Genomic DNA, 19,581 nt, shown 5'->3' with positions numbered 1-19,581 from the left:
GTGCGTCAGCCGCGATCTGCGGGCGCCGCGCCCGGGCTCAGCCGCGCCTGCTCATCTTCCGGGACCGGGCTTCCGGTCACGCCCGTGGCGTCGCCCGGGCGTGACGGCAGCGCGGTTTCGGGGAAACGCTTGCGGTATTCTTCGAGGAAGTCGAACAGGGTATCGCTCGATGTGACGCGCGTCGCCAGGGTCCGAAAGGCCTCGGTGTCGAGGGAATCGGGAGCCGAGGCCACGGCGAACGCGTCGGCATCCTCCGAAGCCATCATCTGATCGAGGAATTTCGCGCGCAGCCGGTCGAGGGCGATCGCCTCGTCGGCGAGCGTATAGGCGATCGCGGCGCGCAGGATGTCCGTGCGCTCGCGCCGGCTGAGTTCGTCCCCATCCTGCCAGCGCCGACCGGCCAGCGCTTCATGCGCCTCGCCGGCATCGCGCCAGCGCTGCGCCGTCCAGAGGATGTCCGCGCGCAGGCGGTCGACCTCCGGCCCTTCGGTATCGGCAAGGATTTCGAGGGCGAGATCCGTGCGCGAGAGATCCGACAGTGCCCGCGCTTCGAGCAGGATGCGGGCCTGGCGAATCGATTCCGGCAGTTCCGGCAAGCGCGTCTCCGCCAGCACCTCGCGTGCGGCCAGCGGTTCGCCCTCCATCAGATAGAGCGTGGCGAGACGCGCCGCGACCGTGGCGCGTGCCGAACCGTCAAGGCGGTTATCGACCTGATGCCGCAGCAATTCCGTGGCCTTGTCGATGAGGTCGAGCTCGACCAGCCGGTTGGAAAGCTGGCGCACGATCTCGTCGCCACGTCTTCCGATCGGCAGGAATTCGCGGAAATCGAAGAACAGGGCCACGGCCTCGACCTGGTCGAGCGCTTCGTCGCGCCCGCCGAGAAAGATCTCGTCGAAGATGCGCGCTGTCTCATCGTGCAATTCCCGCGAAACCGGATGGTCGGGAAAGAAGGCGCCGGCATTGCGTGCAGCGACGAAGGCATCACGCCAGCGCCCTTCCTCGGCATAGAGCTGCCCGAGCAGGCCGAGGGTGCGGACCTCCACCTCGTCACCGCGCCAGGAGACGATGAGACGCTCCAGTGCCGCGATGGCCTCGTCGGTATCGACCGCGCCGCGTGCCAGGCCATGCTCGAGACGCAGCAATTCCGCCTGCGCGGCATAGGGGCGCGCGGCTTCTTCGGCGAGGCGGGCCAGATTGGCGAGTGCCTGTTCCGGCTGGCCGATGGCGATGTCGATCCGGGCTTCGAGCAGATGCAGCGCATCCGGCTCAACGGAGCCGGGGGCCAATTGAGCCAGCGCCGTCGCCTCACGGCGTGCCAGGTTGATTTCACCCTCTGCGAGCGCGCTCTCGGCAAGGCTGAGGCGCATGGCGCCCTGAAGATCGTCGGGATAGGCCTCCAGCAATGGCCGCCCGTGTCGGAAACCGGCGATCGCCTGCTGCGCGCGGCCTTCGCGGGCATCGAGCCAGGCCCGCCAGAGCAGGATTTCGCGATCACTGTCGTGTTCGGGATGCGAGAGAAGCGCGCGCGCTTCATCGAGACGCTCCATCGCCATGGCCGCAGCGGCCTTGAGGAGCAGCCAGCGTCTTTCCGTCCTGCGGTCGGGCTCGTCCTGGGCGACGACGTCGAGGACGCCTGCGGCTTCCGTGGCGAGGCCGTTGGCCAGCATGAAACGCGCGACATCGAGACGGGCATCGCCGCGTTGCGACGGGCGGGCCTCGATCACGGCCTCCATCTGTTCGTGCAGGCGCTGGCGTACCGCGCCGCCGCGGGCATCACGCCACGGACCCGCTTCGAAAACGGCTTCTCCCGAGATCTCGCCCGGGGCGGCCTCTCCCGCTGCGGGCGATGTACCGCTGATCAGCAGATCGCGCGGCCGCGATACGACGACCTCGTCATCGCGCACCCTGACGCGCAAATCATCCGCAATGGCCGCGACGGCCGCGCCCTGCACGGTCTGGAGCAGCTGAAATTCGAGAAAGCGCTGATCGCGCGGCAGATTGCGCGGCTCCCCTGCCGCAGTGGCAACGGCGATGCGCATCCCGGTCTCCGGTGCGTCGATCCAGTGCACCGCGGAAACCTCCGGCAGATCAACGGCGACGACATGACGCCCGGAATCGTCGATATCGGGACGCACTGTCACAGGCATCGCGGCGCGGTCGGGATCGGCGTCGATACCGAGCGTCCAGCCCCGATCATGCGGTGTCAGATGGGCCAGCCGCGGCTCCGGGAGCGCAAAGCGCACAGTGACGAAACGCCCCTCGCGCAGGATCCCGTCAAGCCGTGCCACGGCCTCGCTCGCTTCCGGTTGCGGATCGAGCGCGAGCGGCTTGCGGCTGTCGAAGATCACCCGCAGAATGCCGCCATGGGTGAAAGCTGCGGCAGGGACAGCCTCGCCGAAATCGAAATCGAGCCGCAATGATTCGGGAACGCCGTCATCCGGGCCGGGCAGGAAGCGCCCCCGCGCATCCTCGGTCTCGCCGCTCTCGGGCTCGGGAAGCTGCTCGCGGATCAGCTGCTCGATGCTGGTGACCGATGACGCGGGTGCGGGATCTTCGACATCCGCCGCAACCGGGGCGTCATCACCCGCATCATCCGGTTCCGGATCGATCGGGTCCGGCATCCCGGCGCGGCGATCCGCGCCGGGGAGTTCATCATCGGGGGATGACGCCGGAAGGGCCGGCAGATCGGACGCGACGACCTCCTCGAAACCTTCGCGCGGTTCAATATCAACGATATAACTGTCATCCTCGTGGAAGCCGCGTGCATCGAAGCCCCGTTCGAGCAAAAGACGGACCGTCAGATTGCCGTCGGGATCACTCTCTTCATAAGCGTCGATGCCGGGTATGGCGGCGAGCGGGCGCTCGGCCTCGAGGCGGAAGGGGTCGCCGAAGCGAAGCTCGAACACGTCCTCCTCGACCCGGCGGCTGATGGCCGTGGGAACCGGCGGCTCGAAGACAAGCCGGGTCAGTGTCGGCAGTTCTGCCACCCGCACGGGCAGCGGGCGGATCGGAACTTCCTCCTGCCGCTCACGCTCTTCCGCGATGAGCGCTTCGGCGGCGCGGGCGCGCCGGGCCAGATCGGCAACGACTTCCGGGGGCAAACCCGGCATCATGCCGCTCCAGCGCTCGGGCAGGATGTCGACGAAGACGAGCTCCCCGGCATGAATCACGTTGACGTTGAAATTCTGGGTGAGCGCCATGCGCATGCCCGTTCCGTCCGGATCATGGCGCACGACGGAAACATAGGCGGGCATCTGTTGCGCCAGCCGCTCGCTGCGGATGACGGTGGGTTCCTCGAAGGCGATCACCATGACACCGTTGGCGGCGCGTGCTTCGACCCGGACCGGCTCGCCGAATTGCAGCTGAATGCGTCCGAAGCCCTCATCCTGCTGGCCGCGCACACTGACCTCGCCCGGCTCTTCGGCCATGGCAAGGCCCGGCGCGCCCATGACGGCGGCGAGCACGAGCCCGCAGCACGCGATCATCATGACAATCGCGGCGCGGCAAGCCCGGATCGGTCCGGCTTTCCCGATCGCGCAATGCGCGGGAAGCCCGGGGAACAGACGCATCGACATATCCCGTTACGCAGGGCACGCTCACCGTATGGATCCCGTACGGTCGCTTCTTTCTAGCGCAACGCGGCTAACGGGGCCTTAACCCGGTCCGCGATTGCGCGGCCCCGTGCGAGCCGCTATCCAGATGGCATGAACGGCAAACCCGAAGGCGCCGACGGCGCCGGGCAAGAAGAGACGATCCGGCAAGCCGCCCGGGCCGATCTGCGATCGCGCGCACCTTTCGCCGCCCTGTGGGCGGCTTCGGTGCTGCTGCCTTTGCTGGTCCTCGGCCTCGCCGCCTGGTGGAGCTGGCACGGCGTCGAGACCGCAGCGCGCGACAGGGTGCAGCGCATGGTCGACATGATGCATGAGCACGTCCTGCGCAGCCTCGATACCCAGGAGGCGATTCTCGAAGCCATCGATTACGGCATGGGCCAAAGCGATTGGGAGAGCATCGCGGAATCACGGCGGCTGCATGCCCTCCTCGCCACGCTCAACCGGCGCTCGCCGCCATCGGGCGGCATCGTGCTGGTCTCGCCCGACCGCAGGATCGTGGCCGGCAGCGCGGAATTCCCCCTGACTCCCATCGATGCCAGCGACCGCGACTATACCCGGCCCGAAGCCCATCATGGCGACCGGGTCTATATCGGCGAGACCGTCACCGCGCGTCCGCGCGGAGAAAGGGTCTTTCCCGTCAGCCGTGCCCGCAGCCGCGCACCCGAGGCGGGCGGATGGATCGTGGCCTCGTTCGCGCCTGATTATTTCGAGGATTTCTACCGCGCAGTGCGCGAGAGCGACGCGGACGCGGCGGCCCTGGTGCGCAGTGGCGGCGCCGTGCTCGCCCGGATTCCCTCCGGAGACGCAACCCGTGACGCCGGAGGCAATCCGGGCGAGCGGGATGGATCGTGGCGCCTGCCGGCGGAGGAGGTCGTTGGGGCGGCCCTGGCGGAGAACCCGGATCAGGGTCTGATCGATGCCGTCTCGACGCATGACGGCAACCGCCGGCTGTATGCTTACCGCAAGGTAACCGGCTATCCCCTCTACGTGGTCTACGGCATGAGCCGGCAGACGATGCGTGCGGCATGGCTGCGCGAACTCGTGGCGCATGCCGCCATCGCCTGGATCGCGGCCATGGCGCTGCTGGTGCTGACGGCGCGGATCCAGCGGGCCGCGCGGCGCGAGCGGGTGGCACTCGCCGATGCCCGGTTCGAGGCCGAGCGGCGCGCCGAGGCCGAGAGCCGGCTCGCCCATGCCCAGCGCGTCGATGCGCTCGGACGGATCGTCGGCGGTGTTGCCCATGATTTCAAGAACATCGTCCAGGCGATGCGCGGTGGTGCATCGCGTGTGGCCAAGCGCGCGGACGATCCGGACGAGGTCCGCCGCATTGCCGGCATGATCGACGCTTCGGCCGAGCGCGGTGCGCGTCTGATCGAACGCATGCTCGCCTTCGCGCGGCGCGACCAGATGCCGACGGCGCGTTTCGACGTCGCCGCAGCCCTGGCTGAAACCTGCGATCTGCTCGAACGCACGATCGGCCCGGCCCATCGCCTGATCTGCGAATCCGGCGCCGATCTGCCTCAGGTGACGGGCGACCGGGCCGAATTCGAGACCGCCCTGGTCAATCTCGTGCTCAATGCCCGCGACGCCATGCCCGATGGCGGCCCCATCCGGATCACGGCGCAGCATGAGACTCCCGAAGCCGCCGCTGCGGAGGGCGCCGACACGGCAGCACGCATCATCGCCATCGCCGTCACCGATGCAGGGACGGGGATGGACGAAGCGACGCTTGCACGTGCCGGCGAGCCGTTCTTCACCACGAAACCGGTCGGTGAGGGTACGGGGCTCGGCCTCGCGACCGCCCGCGCTTTCGCCGAACATGCCGGCGGTACGCTCGAGATCGCCAGCGTCGCCGGCGCCGGCACGCGCATGACATTGCGTCTGCCCGCCGCCTGATCCTTCTGCGAACCATCAAGAAGTTACGCAAAGGAATTTTCGCAATCCTGTGTCGGTTGCGGAGTTTTCGCGCTGCGTCCCTTATACCTTTGGCGAAGTTACACGAAGTCGATTCTTGCTCTTCCGTTGCGGAACATGGGAGGAATCGCTTCGGAAAACACGTCGGCATTTGAACCGACGACTTTCGCTTCGAGGAAACCCGTTCAGGAGGGACACGCATGTCCAGCAAGATGAAACTCGCCGCGCTCGCCGCAGGCGTCAGCCTCGCCATTCTCGCTGCTCCGGCTGCGCAGGCGCAGCAAGCACGTATCATGACCGGCCCGCAGGGCGGCTCCTGGTATCCGCTCGGTGGCGCATTCGCCAACATCATGGGCGAATACGGCGTCAACCTTCAGGTTCTGCCGGGTGCCGGCGTTGCCAATGTCCGCGCCGTTTCCGAAGGCAAGGCCGATATCGGCTTCGGCAACTCGATCTCCACGGTCGATGGCCTTGCCGGTCGCGCGCCGTTCGAAAATCCCCAGGAGAACGTCTGCAACGTCGCGACCCTGTATCCGCAGTATTTCCAGATCGTGGCGCTCGCCGATGCCGGCATCGATTCGATCGCCGATTTCGAGGGCAAGTCCGTGGCGATCCAGCCGCGCGGCAACACGGCCGAGTTCGTGACGGCGCAGGCGCTGGAAGTCGCCGGCCTGACTTATGACGATCTCGACCGTGTGAGCCACGTCTCCTACACCGATGCCGTCTCGCTGATGCGCGACAACAATGCCGAGGTCTTCACGCTCGGCACCACCGTTCCGGCTTCCGCCGTGATGGATCTGGCCTCCTCGCGCGACATCAAGCTGGTCAACATGCCGGATGACACGTTCGAGGCCATGCGCGAGCTTAATCCGGGCTACACCAAGCTGACGATTCCGGCCGGCAGCTATCCGGGCCAGGACGAGGACGTGCAGGCGGTGGGCTATGCCACGCACATCATCGCGCGCTGCGATCTCGACGAGGACGTGGTCTACAATCTGGTCGAGGGCATGCACGAGAACATGGAGGACCTCACCTCCATCGTGCGCGTGATGGCCGATACCAGCCTCGAAGTGATGGCGACCGATACCGGCGTGCCGATGCATGCGGGCGCCGAGCGTTACTACGAGGAACACGGCGCGATGTGATCGCACCCGTGACGTGAATATCTGCCGCCGCCCGCGATTCATCGGGGCGGCGGTTTGCGTCCCGGGCGCCACACCCTTGACGCGCAGCATTCGTGACAACCGAAACGTTGGCATCCGCGAGGAGGCAAAGCGCCCTATCAGCATGCGGCGCGCCCCCGCGATGGAGGAGGGGCCATGTTGTATCTGCCGCAGAAGCTCACCGGATGGCTGATCACCATCGTCGCGGTCTCGATGTCGGTGTTCCATCTCTACGTCGCCTTCTTTGGCGCCCCCGATGCCTATGTGATGCGGGGCATGCACCTCGCCTTCGCCCTGGCGCTGGCCTTCCTGATCCTGCCCGGACGCGACGGCAAGGCGAAGAGCCCCAATCTGTTCGATCTGGCGCTGCTGGTCGCTGCAGCAGCCGCGTCGCTCTATCCGATGTTCAACCTCGAATACATCCGCATGCGGATGTATTACGTCGATGATCCGACGGCGCTGGACTATGTTTTCGGCATCACGCTGATCCTGGTCGTGATGGAGGCCGCGCGCCGGGCGACGGGACTCGCGCTGACCGTCACGGCGGCGCTGTTCCTGCTCTATGGTCTGACCTGGGGCAACCAGAGCGTCGGCATCATGCTCGACCAGCTCTATCTGACCACCGAGGGCATTTTCGGCATCCCGCTTTATGTCTCGGCCACCTATGTGATGCTGTTCATCCTGTTCGGTGCCTTCGTCGAGCGCTCCGGAGCCGGGCAGCTCTTCATGGATTTCGCCCTGGCGCTGGCGGGCCACACTTCCGGCGGCCCGGCAAAGGTGGCGGTCATCACCTCGTCCTTGTTCGGTACCGTCTCGGGCAGTGCCGTCGCCAATGTGATGACGACCGGGACCTTCACGATTCCGCTGATGCGGCGGACCGGCTATCGCCCGGCCTTCGCCGGCGCCGTGGAAGCGGTGGCCTCGACCGGCGGACAGCTGATGCCGCCGATCATGGGAGCCGCCGCTTTTGTCATGGCGGAATTCCTCGGTACGAGCTATCTCACCGTGGCGGCCTTCGCCATCCTGCCGGCGATCCTGTATTACGTCGCCGTGTTCATGGCGGTGCATTTCGAGGCCAAGCGCATCGGCCTGAAGGGCATTCCCAAGCCTGACCTGCCGCGACTCGGCAAGGTGCTTCGCGAGCGCGGGCATCTGTTCCTGCCCCTGTTCATCATCGTCGGCGTGCTGCTGTCGGGCTATTCCGCCGCCTATGCCGCGCTTTGCGGCATCGGCTCGGTGATTCCGACCACCTGGCTGCGCTCCACCACCCGCTACACCTTCACGCCCAGGGCCATCATCGAGGCGCTGGAAGCGGGTGCGCGCAACACGCTGGTGGTGGCGCTGGCCTGTGCCTGCGCCGGTATCGTCATCGGCACGATCACGCTCACCGGCCTCGGCCTCGCCTTCACCAATGTCGTGATGGCGGCCTCGCAGAACCTGCTGCTGCCGGCGCTGATCCTGACCATGCTCGCCGGGATCGTGCTGGGCATGGGCCTGCCGACGACGCCGGCCTATATCGTCCAGGTCGCCCTGCTCGTTCCCGCGCTGGTGCGGCTCGGCGTGGAGGTCGAGGCGGCGCATCTGTTCGTGCTGTATTTCGCCGTGCTCTCGGCCATCACGCCGCCCGTCGCCATGGCGGTCTATGCGGCAAACGGCATCTCACGGGCCGGCCTGATGGAGAGCTCGTGGGCGGCGGTGAAGCTCGGCCTGACAGGCTACATCATCCCGTTCATGTTCGTCTTCGGCCCCTCGCTGCTGATGATCGGCGAATGGCAGGTCATTCTCGGAACGGTGATCACGGCCACGATCGGCGTCACCTGTCTGGCCGCCGCGCTGCACAACTACTTCTTCTTCGGCCATACCCATTTCTGGGAACGCCTGCTGCTGCTCGCAGCGGCCTTCGTGCTGATCAATCCGGGGCTTTATACCGACATTGCCGGCGCATCCCTCGTCGGCCTGACGGTCGCGAGCCAGTTGCTGCTGGCGCGCCCGAAACGCGGGGAGGCCGAAATCCCGTTCATCGATGCGCCGGAAACGCAACCCGTGGCGCCGGCGACGCGGGAGAGACAGCCCGGGGAGTGATCCCCGGGCGCTCCCCGCTGCCGCGCGATACTTCGGCGAGAAGCCGGCTGGCGCACGGCTCAAGCCAACGTGATTTCCATATCCGGCCCGGTTGCGTTTAACTGGCGTCATGTTCTCCGCATCCCTTCGGCTCCCGATCATGTCGCATTCGGTCCTGCGCATCCTGCGCAACGGTTTTCGGGCGGGTGCTTTCCTGGCGCTCGCCGCCCCGGCCTTTGCCGCCGCCGCGACGGAGGCCCAGACCCCGCGCGCAGTGATCGAACTCTTCACCAGCCAGGGCTGTTCGGCCTGCCCGCCGGCGGATGCGAAACTGATCGAACTCGCGCGCGACCCCGATCTGATCGCCCTGACCCTGCATGTCGATTACTGGGATTATCTGGGCTGGGAGGATACGCTCGCGCAGCCGGCTTTCTCCGAGCGCCAGCGCGCCTATGCCGAGACACGCGGTGATCGCGGCGTCTTCACGCCGCAGATGGTGGTGAACGGCCTCTACGCCTGCATCGGCTCGGATCCGCGCGCCATCGCGGCCTCGCTGGCCGCCGCCGATCGCCACGCGACACGGCTGCCGGTGCCGGTCTCCGTGACACGCGAGGGGCGCGATCTCACCATCGCCTTGCATGGCGACCATGACGCCGGCGGCGAGATCTGGTTGCTGCAGGTCGAGCCCCTGATCAGCGTCGCTATCGAGCGCGGGGAAAACAAGGGGCGTGAGGCGCATTACGGCAACGTCGTGCGCGCGATGAGCCGCGTCGCGGAATGGGATGGAACCGCGATGCGGGTATCCGCCCGGCTTGCCGATGCCACGGGTCGATTCGTCGTCCTGGTGCAGCATCATGATGACGCCGTACCGGGGCGAATCCTCGGTGCAGCGCGCGGGGACGGGCTTCTCGCCGCGCATTGAGCATCACCGTGGCGACGGCCCGGAAGCGCTGAATTGACGCAGCATGCGATGCCCCGCGCACCCTGCCCGGGTCGCGCGCCTGCTCCATTTGCCCTGTCATGGATACGAACTCCCCCACGCTCACCGTCTTCTATGATGGTGACTGCCCGCTCTGCGCGCGCGAAATTGCCTTCTATCGTCGCCGCAAGGGCGCGGAGCGCCTGCGCTGGAGCGATGTCGCCAAGCTCGCGCCCGATCAGGACGTCGCTCCCGGTCTCGCGCGCGCCGATGCCATGGCGCGGTTTCACGTCATGGATGCGCAGGGAAAGCTGATTTCCGGCGGCCGCGCCTTCGCCGAGATCATGGCCCGGCTCGACGGGTTTCGCATCATCGGACGCATCCTGCGCCGTGAGCCGCTGGCGAGCCTGCTGGATGGCGCCTATGCCGTGTTCCTGCCCATACGCCCACAGTTGCAGCGCCTCTTCGGCGGCAGACGGGAACCAGCCCCATGCACGGATGACGGCGCCTGCGATCCGGCATCGCAGCGCCGGGACTGATTGCACCGCGCCAGCGGGCATCGCCGTTCTTGCGAATCCCCTTCACAGAACGCATCCTCTGCGGCCATGAGGCGCGAGCGAGAGGATCACGGCGATGCAGGAAGACAATGTCGCGGCGGCGGATATGGCGAACGGGCGCGACGATGCCGGATATCGCTCACGTTTCGTGTCGGCGGCAGACGGGCTGGTGCTGCATCTGCGTGACTATGGCCCGATCGACTCGGCCCTGACCCCGGTCGTCTGCCTGCCGGGAATCGCGCGCACGGCTTACGATTTTCATGATCTCGCGCGCGCCCTGTCCGGTGCCGAAACACCGAGACGTGTGCTCGCACTGGATTATCGCGGGCGCGGCCTGTCGCAGCATGATCGCAACTGGCGCAATTACGATATCGGCATCGAGATGGATGATTGCCTCGCCGCGATGACCGCGATGGGCGTGCATCAGGCGAACTTCGTCGGCACCTCGCGCGGCGGGCTCGTCACCATGGCGATCGCGGCGGCGCGTCCAACGGCAATCCGCGCGGCGGTGTTCAACGATATCGGCCCCGTGATCGAGCCGAAGGGATTGATGCGCATACGCGGCTATGTCGGCAAGCTGCCCGTGCCGCGCGATTTCACCCAGGCTGTGGAAATCATGCAGACGATTTCCGACAAGCAATTCCCCGGTCTCGACGATGAAGGCTGGATGAAGCTTGCGCGGGGGACATGGCAGGAGAAGGACGGCAAGCTGGTGCCCGTCTATGATCCCGCGCTACTCAAAGGGCTGGCCGGGCTCGATCTGGAAAAGCCGCTGCCGCCGCTCTGGACGCTTTTCGCGGCCCTCTCCCACGCGCCGCTCCTCGTCCTGCGCGGCGCGCATTCCGACATCCTTTCAAACGAGACGCTGCGCGAAATGGAAAAACGCCATCCGGCCTGCGAGACACATAGCGTCCCCGGCCAGGGCCACGCCCCGCTGCTCGACGGCGAGGCGGCTGCGCGCATCGTCGATTTCATCGCGGGCGTGGAGACAGGTGCATCCACGTCGCAGCCCGATACGAAACCACCCGCGACCGGACCGGAACCGAGCATGCCGCGGGCGGACGGGTTTGTGTCGGGGGGAGGAGCGCACGAGGAGCAAAGCACAATAAAAGATTGATATCGACGTTCCATGCATTAAATTCACTGGTGTGAACACAGTGAAGCGGGGGCGCGCGTCATGAATGGCATCACATGGAGTTTCAAAGAATTAGCTAGTCATTTGTTTCCAGGCATCGTCATTTTGCTGCCTATTTTATATATTTATTATTTAGAAACAAATATAAATATAGGTATCAATATAAATGCCGCAACAATATCTCTATTTCTTCTAACAAGTTATATCATAGGTTTTTTTATGGACTCAATATTAAGTATCGATGGCAAATTTGATAAATATGTACGCAAACTGCAATATGATCCATTACAAAGAATGTTTTATAGAAACCCAATTCAATTTGATAAGAAGCCCGATACATTTCTTCTTATTGCTTTTGATATAATTAAACGAAGATTTGGCAAAGATCTTTTAGAAAAAGAAAATAAGTTAGCAATTATATATTATATGCGTCGAGAAATAGAGGCAAAGAGCGACTTTCTCGGAAATCTAATATCTACAATAAACACATTAGAACGCATGGGGAAAAACATAGGGGTTTCATGTATTTTAAATTTTATAGTTTTATTTATGTATGGGCAATATAAATTGATAAATGAATCAATAATAGTTTTTCAGTTTATCTTCTTATTTTCTGGAATCGCACTAGTCATCGCACGCGACAGGACGCGGAACTGGTTCGGTAGGGTCGTTGTGAGAGGATTTGTTGCTGTCAACTCCGAGCATTTTCCCTTGACTGGCTTCCCAGGCGCGGAACCCTCTGGATCAGATGGACCGATTCCAGGTTCAGCGCCACCTGCCGCCAGCCAGGCGAAAACGAACCCGCCGCAAGCCGGGGGCGATAATACACCGCCCCCGAGTGAAGCTTGATCCGCCTCACTCCACCAATTACTCCGCCGCTTCGGCTGCCGGCGCTTTCTGCGGGTTGCGGAAGCGCTCCATCAGGGCCGCCTCTTCCGCCTTGGCGGCTTCGAGGTGGCGCTCCTTGACATGACCGAAGCCGCGGATCTTGGCCGGGATCGCGGCGAGGCCGAGGGCGGTGATGTGGTTCTCGGGCGAGAGCTTCGCCACGATCTCCTCCAGCATGGCCTCGTAATCCGTGATCAGCTGCCGCTCGGTGCGGCGCTCCTGCGTGTAGCCGAAGACGTCGAGCTTCGTGCCGCGCAGGCCCTTGAACTTCGCCAGCAGCCCGAAGGCCTTCAGCATCCACGGCCCGAAGGTGATCTTGCGCGGCACGCCGGTATTGGGATCCTTGCGGGCCAGAAGCGGCGGGGCGAGGTGGAATTCAAAGCGCAGGTTCTGCCCCTCGAAGGTCTGGTCCACCTGGCGCAGGAAGGAGCCGTCGGAATAGAGCCGCGCGACCTCGTATTCATCCTTGTAGGCCATCAGCTTGAACAGGTTGCGCGCGACGGCCTCGGTGAGCCCCTCCTTGCCGTCAACGGCCTTCGCTTCGGCAGCGCGGACCTTCTCGACCAGCGCCTGATAGCGCGCGGCATAGGCCGCATCCTGATAGGCTGTGAGGAATTCGACGCGCCGCGCGATGGTCTCGTCGAGCGTCTGCGAAATCTCGCGCGCCCTGGTCGGCGCCTTCAGCGAGGCGACCACCTTGGCCAGCCCCTCAGGGCTCGCTGCCGCCTTGCGGCCCAGCCGGAAGGCTTCGATATTCATCGCCACGGCCTGGCCGTTGAGCGCGATGCCGCGCTCGATCGCATCGGCATGCAGCGGCACCGCGCCGCGCTGATAGGCAAAGCCCAGCATGAACATGTTGGCCGCGATGGCATCACCCAGAAGCGCCGTGGCGATCGCCGTGGCATCGACGAAATCGACCTTCTCGCCATTGGCGATGCGCTTGATCTCGCGCTTGAGGCGCTCCGCCGGCAGCGAGAAATCGGCATCGCGGGTAAAGTCGCCCGGATAGACCTCCGCCGTGTTGACGACCAGTGCCGTGCGCCCGGGTGAAACCGCAGCCAGCACCTTCTTGGTGCCGCTCACCACAAGATCGCAGCCGAGCACCAGATCCGCCGTCCCCGCCGCGACGCGGATGGCGTGAATCTCTTCCGGCGACTTGGCGAGGCGCACATGGCTGTAGACCGAGCCGCCCTTCTGGGCGAGGCCGGCCATGTCGATCATGCCGCAGCCCTTGCCTTCGAGATGTGCGGCCATGCCGATGATGGCCCCGATGGTGACGACGCCGGTGCCGCCCACGCCGGTGACGATGCAGTTCCAGGTCGTGTCGATCGCAGGGATCTGCGGATCGGGGATCGTTTCGGGCAATGCATTGCCGGAGCCCGAGACCTTCGCCTTTTTCGGCTTGGCCCCGTGCACCGTCACGAAGGACGGGCAGAAGCCCTTCACGCAGGAGAAATCCTTGTTGCAGTTGGACTGGTCGATCTGGCGCTTGCGCCCGTATTCCGTCTCAAGCGGCTGCACCGCGACGCAGTTCGACTGGACCGAGCAATCACCGCAGCCTTCACAGACGAGTTCATTGATGATCACGCGCTTGTCGGGATCGGGGAAGGTGCCCCGCTTGCGGCGGCGGCGCTTTTCCGAGGCGCAGGTCTGGTCGTAGATCATCACCGAGACGCCGCCGATTTCGGCGAGCTCTTGCTGCACGCTCTGGATTTCGTCGCGATGGTTGATCGTCATGCCGGCGGGAAAATCCGCCGTCGACGGGTATTTCTCCGGCTCGTCGGTCACCAGCGCGATGCGCTCGACGCCCTCGGCACGGACCTGCCGGGCGATCATGTCGACGGTGAGCCCGCCTTCATGCGTCTGGCCGCCGGTCATGGCGACGGCGTCGTTGAACAGGATTTTATAGGTAATGTTGGTCTTCGTATCGACCGCCCAGCGCAGTGCCATCACGCCGGAATGGTTGTAGGTGCCGTCGCCCAGGTTCTGGAAGACGTGGCTGCGCGTGGAGAATGGCGCCTCGCCGATCCAGTTGGCCCCCTCGCCACCCATCTGGGTGAAGCCCGAGGTGTTGCGGTCCATCCACTGGACCATGTAGTGGCAGCCGATTCCCGCATAGGCGCGCATGCCGTCGGGCACCTTGGTCGAGCTGTTATGCGGGCAGCCGGCGCAGAAATGCGGGGTGCGGTTGGAGACGTCGCTGGTCTTTGCGAGGATGTCCTGCGCCTCCTTCAGACGCGCCACGCGCCCGGCGAGATCATCGTTGTTGTGGTAGCGCAGGAGCCGCTCGCCAATGGCGATGGCAATGTCGTTGGAATCGAGCGCGCCCTTGACGGGGAAGAGCCAGTCGCCTTGCTCGTCGCGCTTGCCGATGCAGACCGGCTGGTTGGCGGTGCCGTAGAGCTCCTCGCGCAGCTGCACCTCGATCAGCGAGCGCTTTTCCTCGACCACGATGACGAGATCGAGCCCCTGGGCGAAATCCATCAGCTCGCGCTGCGAGAGCGGCCAGGGGCAGGCGATCTTGTACAGCCGCAGGCCCATATCATTGGCCTTGACCTCGTCGAGGCCGAGCTCGTCCATGGCCTGGCGCACGTCGAGATAGGATTTGCCGACGGTGATCACACCGACCTTCGGATGGCGCCCGCCGGTCAGGATGGTGCGGTTGAGGTTGTTGGCGCGGATGAAGGCGAGCATGGCATCGCGCTTGTAATCCTGCAGGCGCGCTTCCTGTTCGAGGATGCTGTCGCCCAGCCGGATGTTGAGCCCGCCCGGCGGCATGGCGAAATCATCCGGGTATTCGATCTTCACCCGGTCGATCGAACCATCCACCGAGGCGGTCGATTCGATGTTGTCCTTGACGCATTTGAATGCGGTCCAGGTCCCGGTATAGCGGCTCATGGCGAAGCCGTAGAGGCCGTAATCGAGGATCTCCTGCACCCCGGCGGGGTTCAGGATCGGGCTCATCACGTCGACGAAATGGAATTCCGACTGGTGCGCCACGGTCGATGATTCGGCGATGTGATCATCACCCATCAGCGCGAGCACGCCCCCATTGGCCGAGCTGCCGGCCATGTTGGCATGGCGGAAGACGTCGCCGGAGCGATCAACGCCCGGGCCCTTGCCGTACCAGACGCCGAAGACGCCGTCATACTTGCCTTCCCCGCGCAGTTCCGCCTGCTGCGTGCCCCAGATGGCGGTCGCCGCGAGCTCCTCGTTGAGGCCGGGCTGGAAGGTGATGTGGGAGGCCGCGAGATGCTTCTTCGCCCGTGCCAGATTGAGATCGAGCCCGCCCAGCGGCGAGCCGCGATAGCCGGAGACGAAACCCGCCGTGTTCAACCCGGCCAGCCGGTCACGCTCGCGCTGCATCTGCAGCAGGCGGATGATCGCCTGTGTGCCGGTAAGGAAGACGCGGTCCTTGCCGAGATCGTACTTGTCGTCGAGGGAGACGTCGCGCAATGCATTGGCCGGCGCAGAGGTTGCGGTCTTCGCTGTCTTCGCAGTCTTATCTTGCACGGCCTTGTCTTGTACGGCCTTGTCTTGCACGGCTTTCTCGTTGATGCCAGCCTTGCTCATACGTTCGTCCTCCTCGGTCGCCGTTCGCGACCCTCGGCTTCCCGCGTTCCGCCGGCTTGCCACCGGTCTCGTCCGCGCTCAGCGTTTCCGGGCGCGCATCCGTAAAAACGCGCATGATATGTCAGTGATGCTGACATATTCAACGATAACCGTCAATCGCGGGCGCGTGCCGGTTGCTTATTGGTCTCATACGAAAGTGGAAGGATTTCGTCCCGCCCGCAAGGGTGCATCGCGCGGGAAAAGCGGCTTGCCCGCGTGCATGCGTGCCATGTTCGCGTGCGTACCATGCCCGCGCCGCATCACCCCGTCATGCTTTCGCCCCACTCGCGCAGCACCAGTGCAGTGTGCGAGATCGCCCGCATGTGATACGAAGCATTAACCCGTGCTTAACCATAGCGGCGCAGTTTCATCGATGGTGGAGCGCGTTGCCGGAGCGCGGGGCTGCGGTCGGGAAAGAAACGGATTGCCATGATCGAGAGTCGAGCGCGCCATGCAACCTCGTCCCGGCCCCGGATGCCGTCATGCGGGATCGCGCTGCGCATGCTGACCGTGCTGGCGCTGCTCACCGGCATGTCGGTGCTGGCCACGCACCCCGCGCGGGCGCATCCGCATGTCTGGGTCACCGCGCATGCCGAAATCCTCTATGACGAATCCCGGCGTGTCGCCGGGCTGCGGCATATCTGGACCTTCGACGAATTCTATTCCGCCTGGGCCGTGCAGGGGCTGGAGGAGGATTACGGCGCGGTCGGCCCGGAAGAATTGCGTGAACTGGCCGAGATCAACGCTACCTCGCTGGTCGAATTCGGCTATTTCACGCAAGCGCGAATCGATGGCGATGACCGCGCCTTCGCGCCACCCGTCGATTACGACATGGTCTATGAAGGCGGGCAACTCACGCTCAGCTTCACCCTGCCGCTGAGTGAACCAGCCCGACCGCGCACGGCCTTCGTCATGGAAATCTACGATCCGACGCTGTTCGTCTCCTTCACCATCGACGAGGGTGACGACGCCATCAGCCTCGTCGGCGGGCCGCAAGGCTGCACCATGACGATCACGCGCCCGGCCTCCTCGGAGATCGAAGAGACCGCGAGCCTGTCGGAGGCCTTCTTCGCCACCTTGACGGCGGCCTCCGATTTCGGCGACCAATTCGCAAATCGTGCGCTGATCGCCTGCCCGTGAACGCCTCCGCGCGAAGGACGTCCGTATCCATGATGGCGAAGTGACATGACCAGAGCCAGCCCGTCCCCGCCGCCGGCATCTTTCGGCACCGATACAGGTGGTGCCGCTTATCGGCGCGGACGTACCGGCCCGGCAGGGTGGCGCCGTCTCGCGCTGCGCCTCGGTTTCGCGCTGATCGCCGTGCTCGCCGTGGGCGGTGCGCTCAATCTGATTCTGTATCTCCTCGTGCCACCCGCGCCCGCGCCGGCGCCCACGGCCGCGCCTTTCGGCATGACGCAGCGCGAGACGGCGCCGCCGGGCAATGCGCTGATGAACACGGTGCTGGCTCTGCAGGGGCTGTTCTACCAGCGCATCCAGGCCGGCGTGCGCGCCCTGCCCGAGGGCGGTGGGGCGTTCTGGGCCCTGATGGGCGTGGGTTTCGCCTACGGCGTCTTTCACGCTGCCGGGCCCGGTCACGGCAAGGCCGTGATCTCAGCCTATCTCGTCGCGGAAGAGCGCGCTCTGCGGCGCGGGATCGGCCTGTGTTTTGCCGCCGCCTTCCTGCAGGCCGTCATCGCCATCGCCATGGTCGGCGCCGCGATAGCGGTCTTCAGCCTCACGGCAGTCGGTATGGACCGGCTGACGGGGCGGGTTGAATTCACGAGTTTCCTCGTCGTCGCCCTGCTCGGGCTCTGGCTGACCTGGCGCAAGGCCGGGCACTTCACCGATCTCATCCTGCATCGGCGCGGGGCGCGGCTGGACAACCCCGCCGGGTGCGACCACGTGCATCTGCCCCCGCCCGAGGAATTCATGCGGCTGCGGCGCTGGCGCGAATATGCCGGCGTGGTTTTCGCCGCCGGCCTGCGGCCCTGCGCCGGAGCCCTCGTCCTGCTCGTCTTCGCCGCCTCGCAGGATCTCATCGGCGCGGGGATCGCCGCGACCTTCGCCATGGCCGTCGGCACCGCCATCACCACCAGCGTGATCGCGCTCACCGCCGTCTTCATGAAGGATTTCGCCCTGCGCATCGCCGGCGGGCGCAATGATCGGGGCGTGGTCGTCGGTTCGGGCTTCGAGCTCGCCGCTGCCGCCTTCGTGCTGGTGATCGGCCTCGCGCTGCTCGCCGGCCAGCCGGGCAGCGGCGCGCTCTAGGGCCGGATCACCGGCGCCGGGCGAGACCCGCCGACCGCCCCAGAGCGTGCGGTAGAGCCGGCGGAGTTTCTGCTTGAGCACGGGATCTTTGCGCCCGCGCGCCTCCTGGCGCGCCTGACGAATGGCGCGCGCCAGCGTCTGACGCCATAAGGCCTGCTCGAAAGCGTCATTCTCCTCCGGTGTGGAAACGACCACGTCCCGCCCAAGACCGGGCGGGGGGCGTGGCTTACGAACACGCAACTGATATTTGTTCAAATAATACCTCATAAATGTATGATATCATAATATGAGTTCGCATGCATTGGTTTTGCCTGCTCTGAAACGGCATCGACGCGCCATTTGGTAAAGGCGTAAAATTTTCATCGTTTCAATATTTTGGACCGCGCAGCCGGGCGAGGTCATCCGACCGGCATTTCGCGCGCACCCGATAGCAGCTCATTCCGGTTCCGTCTGGCCGGGCCTGCGGATTACTTCTTGTCCAGAAACCGCTTCAGCGCCGCGATCTCCGGACCCTGCGCATCGAAATCGCCGGCGAGGCGGTCATAGAAACCCGCCATACCGCGATAGATTCCGGATTCGGGCCGCTCCTCATCCAGAAAACCGCCGATCTCTTCCATCTCGGCGACCCAGCGATAGGCTTTGGGAAACATGTCCGGAATGCTGCCCTCGAGGCGCCCCAGCAGCATCTTCTGGCTGCGCTCCATCTCCGCATGCAGGGCCTCACCGGCACCGGCGCGTTCGGCGGCGAGGATCATCGCGCAGGCGAGCGCCGTCAGCCCCTTGCCAATGCCCGCATAGCACATCTTCAGGGTCGAGGCGGCGCCGACAGGACCGTCGAGCACACGGATGTCGAGACCGGCATGGTTCAGCGCAGCCAGCCCGGGCGCGGCCTCGCCGCTGGCATAGATCACCGGAAGCGGGCCGTCAGCCGTCGGCGGCAAGCCGATGATCCCGGCATCCGCGAAAGCCGCACCCGTCGCCGTGATCGTCTCGGCGATCACCTTCACCGTCTCGGGCGAGACCGCGTTGCAATCGACATAGAGCGGCTTGACCGGCGCTGCGGCGAGAGCGGGGGCGAGTTCGCGTGCGAGCACATGGGCACGCCCCGGCGGCACCACGGAGAGAATCACGGGGCAGGCGGCGATGTCCGGCGGGGAAGCATCCTGCATGCCCGCCTGGCTGGCCCGCATGCGTGTCGCCTCGCCGCGCCCGGCCAGCAATGTGCGCACGCTAAATCCGGCAGCGCGGACGCGCGTGGCGAGGCCCGCGCCCATATTGCCCGGCGCAATGATCGCGATGACCTTGCCCGAAAGATCGGGAATCATGCTCTTGTCCATATCGCCTCCACGCGCTGGTGCCTCACGCATGAAAGCTTAAGCGCCACAGGGCGCGCCGCACAGGGCGTTCAGGCCAAAGGCCGTTTGCGCCATCGACCGATCACGCCACCGGTTCG

General features: G+C 65.0%; 12 protein-coding genes. 9 read left to right on the top strand and 3 right to left on the bottom strand.

Annotated elements, in window-relative coordinates; genetic code table 11:
* Positions 1 to 5: 5 nt before the first annotated feature.
* On the bottom strand, positions 6 to 3,569 hold the full coding sequence (locus GA0071312_RS03990; RefSeq protein WP_131817701.1) for a tetratricopeptide repeat protein: 3,564 nt from the start codon (positions 3,567 to 3,569) through the stop codon (positions 6 to 8).
* Between the two features lie 135 nt (positions 3,570 to 3,704).
* Between GA0071312_RS03990 and GA0071312_RS03985 the strand changes: the two genes are divergently transcribed.
* The 7 genes from GA0071312_RS03985 to GA0071312_RS19560 all read left to right on the top strand — a co-directional run bounded on the left by GA0071312_RS03985 (position 3,705) and on the right by GA0071312_RS19560 (position 12,209).
* On the top strand, positions 3,705 to 5,507 hold the full coding sequence (locus GA0071312_RS03985) for a hybrid sensor histidine kinase/response regulator (protein ID WP_074443697.1): 1,803 nt from the start codon (positions 3,705 to 3,707) through the stop codon (positions 5,505 to 5,507).
* 218 nt (positions 5,508 to 5,725) lie between these two features.
* On the top strand, positions 5,726 to 6,670 hold the full coding sequence (locus GA0071312_RS03980) for a TAXI family TRAP transporter solute-binding subunit (RefSeq protein WP_074443696.1): 945 nt from the start codon (positions 5,726 to 5,728) through the stop codon (positions 6,668 to 6,670).
* A 174-nt stretch (positions 6,671 to 6,844) separates the two neighbouring features.
* Positions 6,845 to 8,770: a TRAP transporter permease gene (locus GA0071312_RS03975; RefSeq protein WP_083204285.1), complete on the top strand. Its 1,926-nt coding sequence runs from the start codon at positions 6,845 to 6,847 to the stop codon at positions 8,768 to 8,770.
* A 139-nt stretch (positions 8,771 to 8,909) separates the two neighbouring features.
* A complete protein-coding gene (locus GA0071312_RS03970) occupies positions 8,910 to 9,671 on the top strand; it encodes a DUF1223 domain-containing protein (RefSeq protein WP_083204382.1) in 762 nt (253 codons plus the stop codon).
* A gap of 98 nt (positions 9,672 to 9,769) precedes the next feature.
* On the top strand, positions 9,770 to 10,207 hold the full coding sequence (locus GA0071312_RS03965) for a thiol-disulfide oxidoreductase DCC family protein (RefSeq protein WP_074443695.1): 438 nt from the start codon (positions 9,770 to 9,772) through the stop codon (positions 10,205 to 10,207).
* Between the two features lie 94 nt (positions 10,208 to 10,301).
* Positions 10,302 to 11,342 carry an alpha/beta fold hydrolase gene (locus tag GA0071312_RS03960; protein WP_074443694.1) on the top strand — a complete coding sequence of 347 codons (1,041 nt, stop codon included), beginning with the start codon at positions 10,302 to 10,304 and terminating at the stop codon, positions 11,340 to 11,342.
* A 60-nt stretch (positions 11,343 to 11,402) separates the two neighbouring features.
* A complete protein-coding gene (locus GA0071312_RS19560; protein WP_131817700.1) occupies positions 11,403 to 12,209 on the top strand; it encodes a hypothetical protein in 807 nt (268 codons plus the stop codon).
* Between the two features lie 18 nt (positions 12,210 to 12,227).
* On the opposite strand, the gene GA0071312_RS03955 is transcribed toward GA0071312_RS19560, so the two are convergent.
* Positions 12,228 to 15,821, bottom strand: a complete 3,594-nt coding sequence (locus tag GA0071312_RS03955; protein ID WP_083204284.1) for an indolepyruvate ferredoxin oxidoreductase family protein — start codon at positions 15,819 to 15,821, stop codon at positions 12,228 to 12,230.
* A gap of 468 nt (positions 15,822 to 16,289) precedes the next feature.
* Between GA0071312_RS03955 and GA0071312_RS03950 the strand changes: the two genes are divergently transcribed.
* Together GA0071312_RS03950 and GA0071312_RS03945 are read left to right on the top strand one after the other, a co-directional pair.
* On the top strand, positions 16,290 to 17,000 hold the full coding sequence (locus tag GA0071312_RS03950; RefSeq protein WP_238947086.1) for a DUF1007 family protein: 711 nt from the start codon (positions 16,290 to 16,292) through the stop codon (positions 16,998 to 17,000).
* 45 nt (positions 17,001 to 17,045) lie between these two features.
* Entirely contained in the window at positions 17,046 to 18,128 is a 1,083-nt protein-coding gene (locus tag GA0071312_RS03945; RefSeq protein WP_083204283.1) for a nickel/cobalt transporter, read from the top strand.
* A 467-nt stretch (positions 18,129 to 18,595) separates the two neighbouring features.
* Here the strand turns inward: GA0071312_RS03945 and GA0071312_RS03940 are convergent, their stop codons facing one another.
* On the bottom strand, positions 18,596 to 19,465 hold the full coding sequence (locus tag GA0071312_RS03940) for an NAD(P)-dependent oxidoreductase (RefSeq protein WP_238947085.1): 870 nt from the start codon (positions 19,463 to 19,465) through the stop codon (positions 18,596 to 18,598).
* Positions 19,466 to 19,581 lie beyond the last annotated feature (116 nt).

Origin of the sequence: Saliniramus fredricksonii, from assembly GCF_900094735.1 — a bacterium.
GTDB classification, from domain to species: Bacteria; Pseudomonadota; Alphaproteobacteria; order Rhizobiales; family Beijerinckiaceae; genus Saliniramus; species Saliniramus fredricksonii.
The sequence above is the reverse complement of the archived record's forward strand: the minus strand, read 5'-3'. Positions and strand labels throughout refer to the sequence as shown.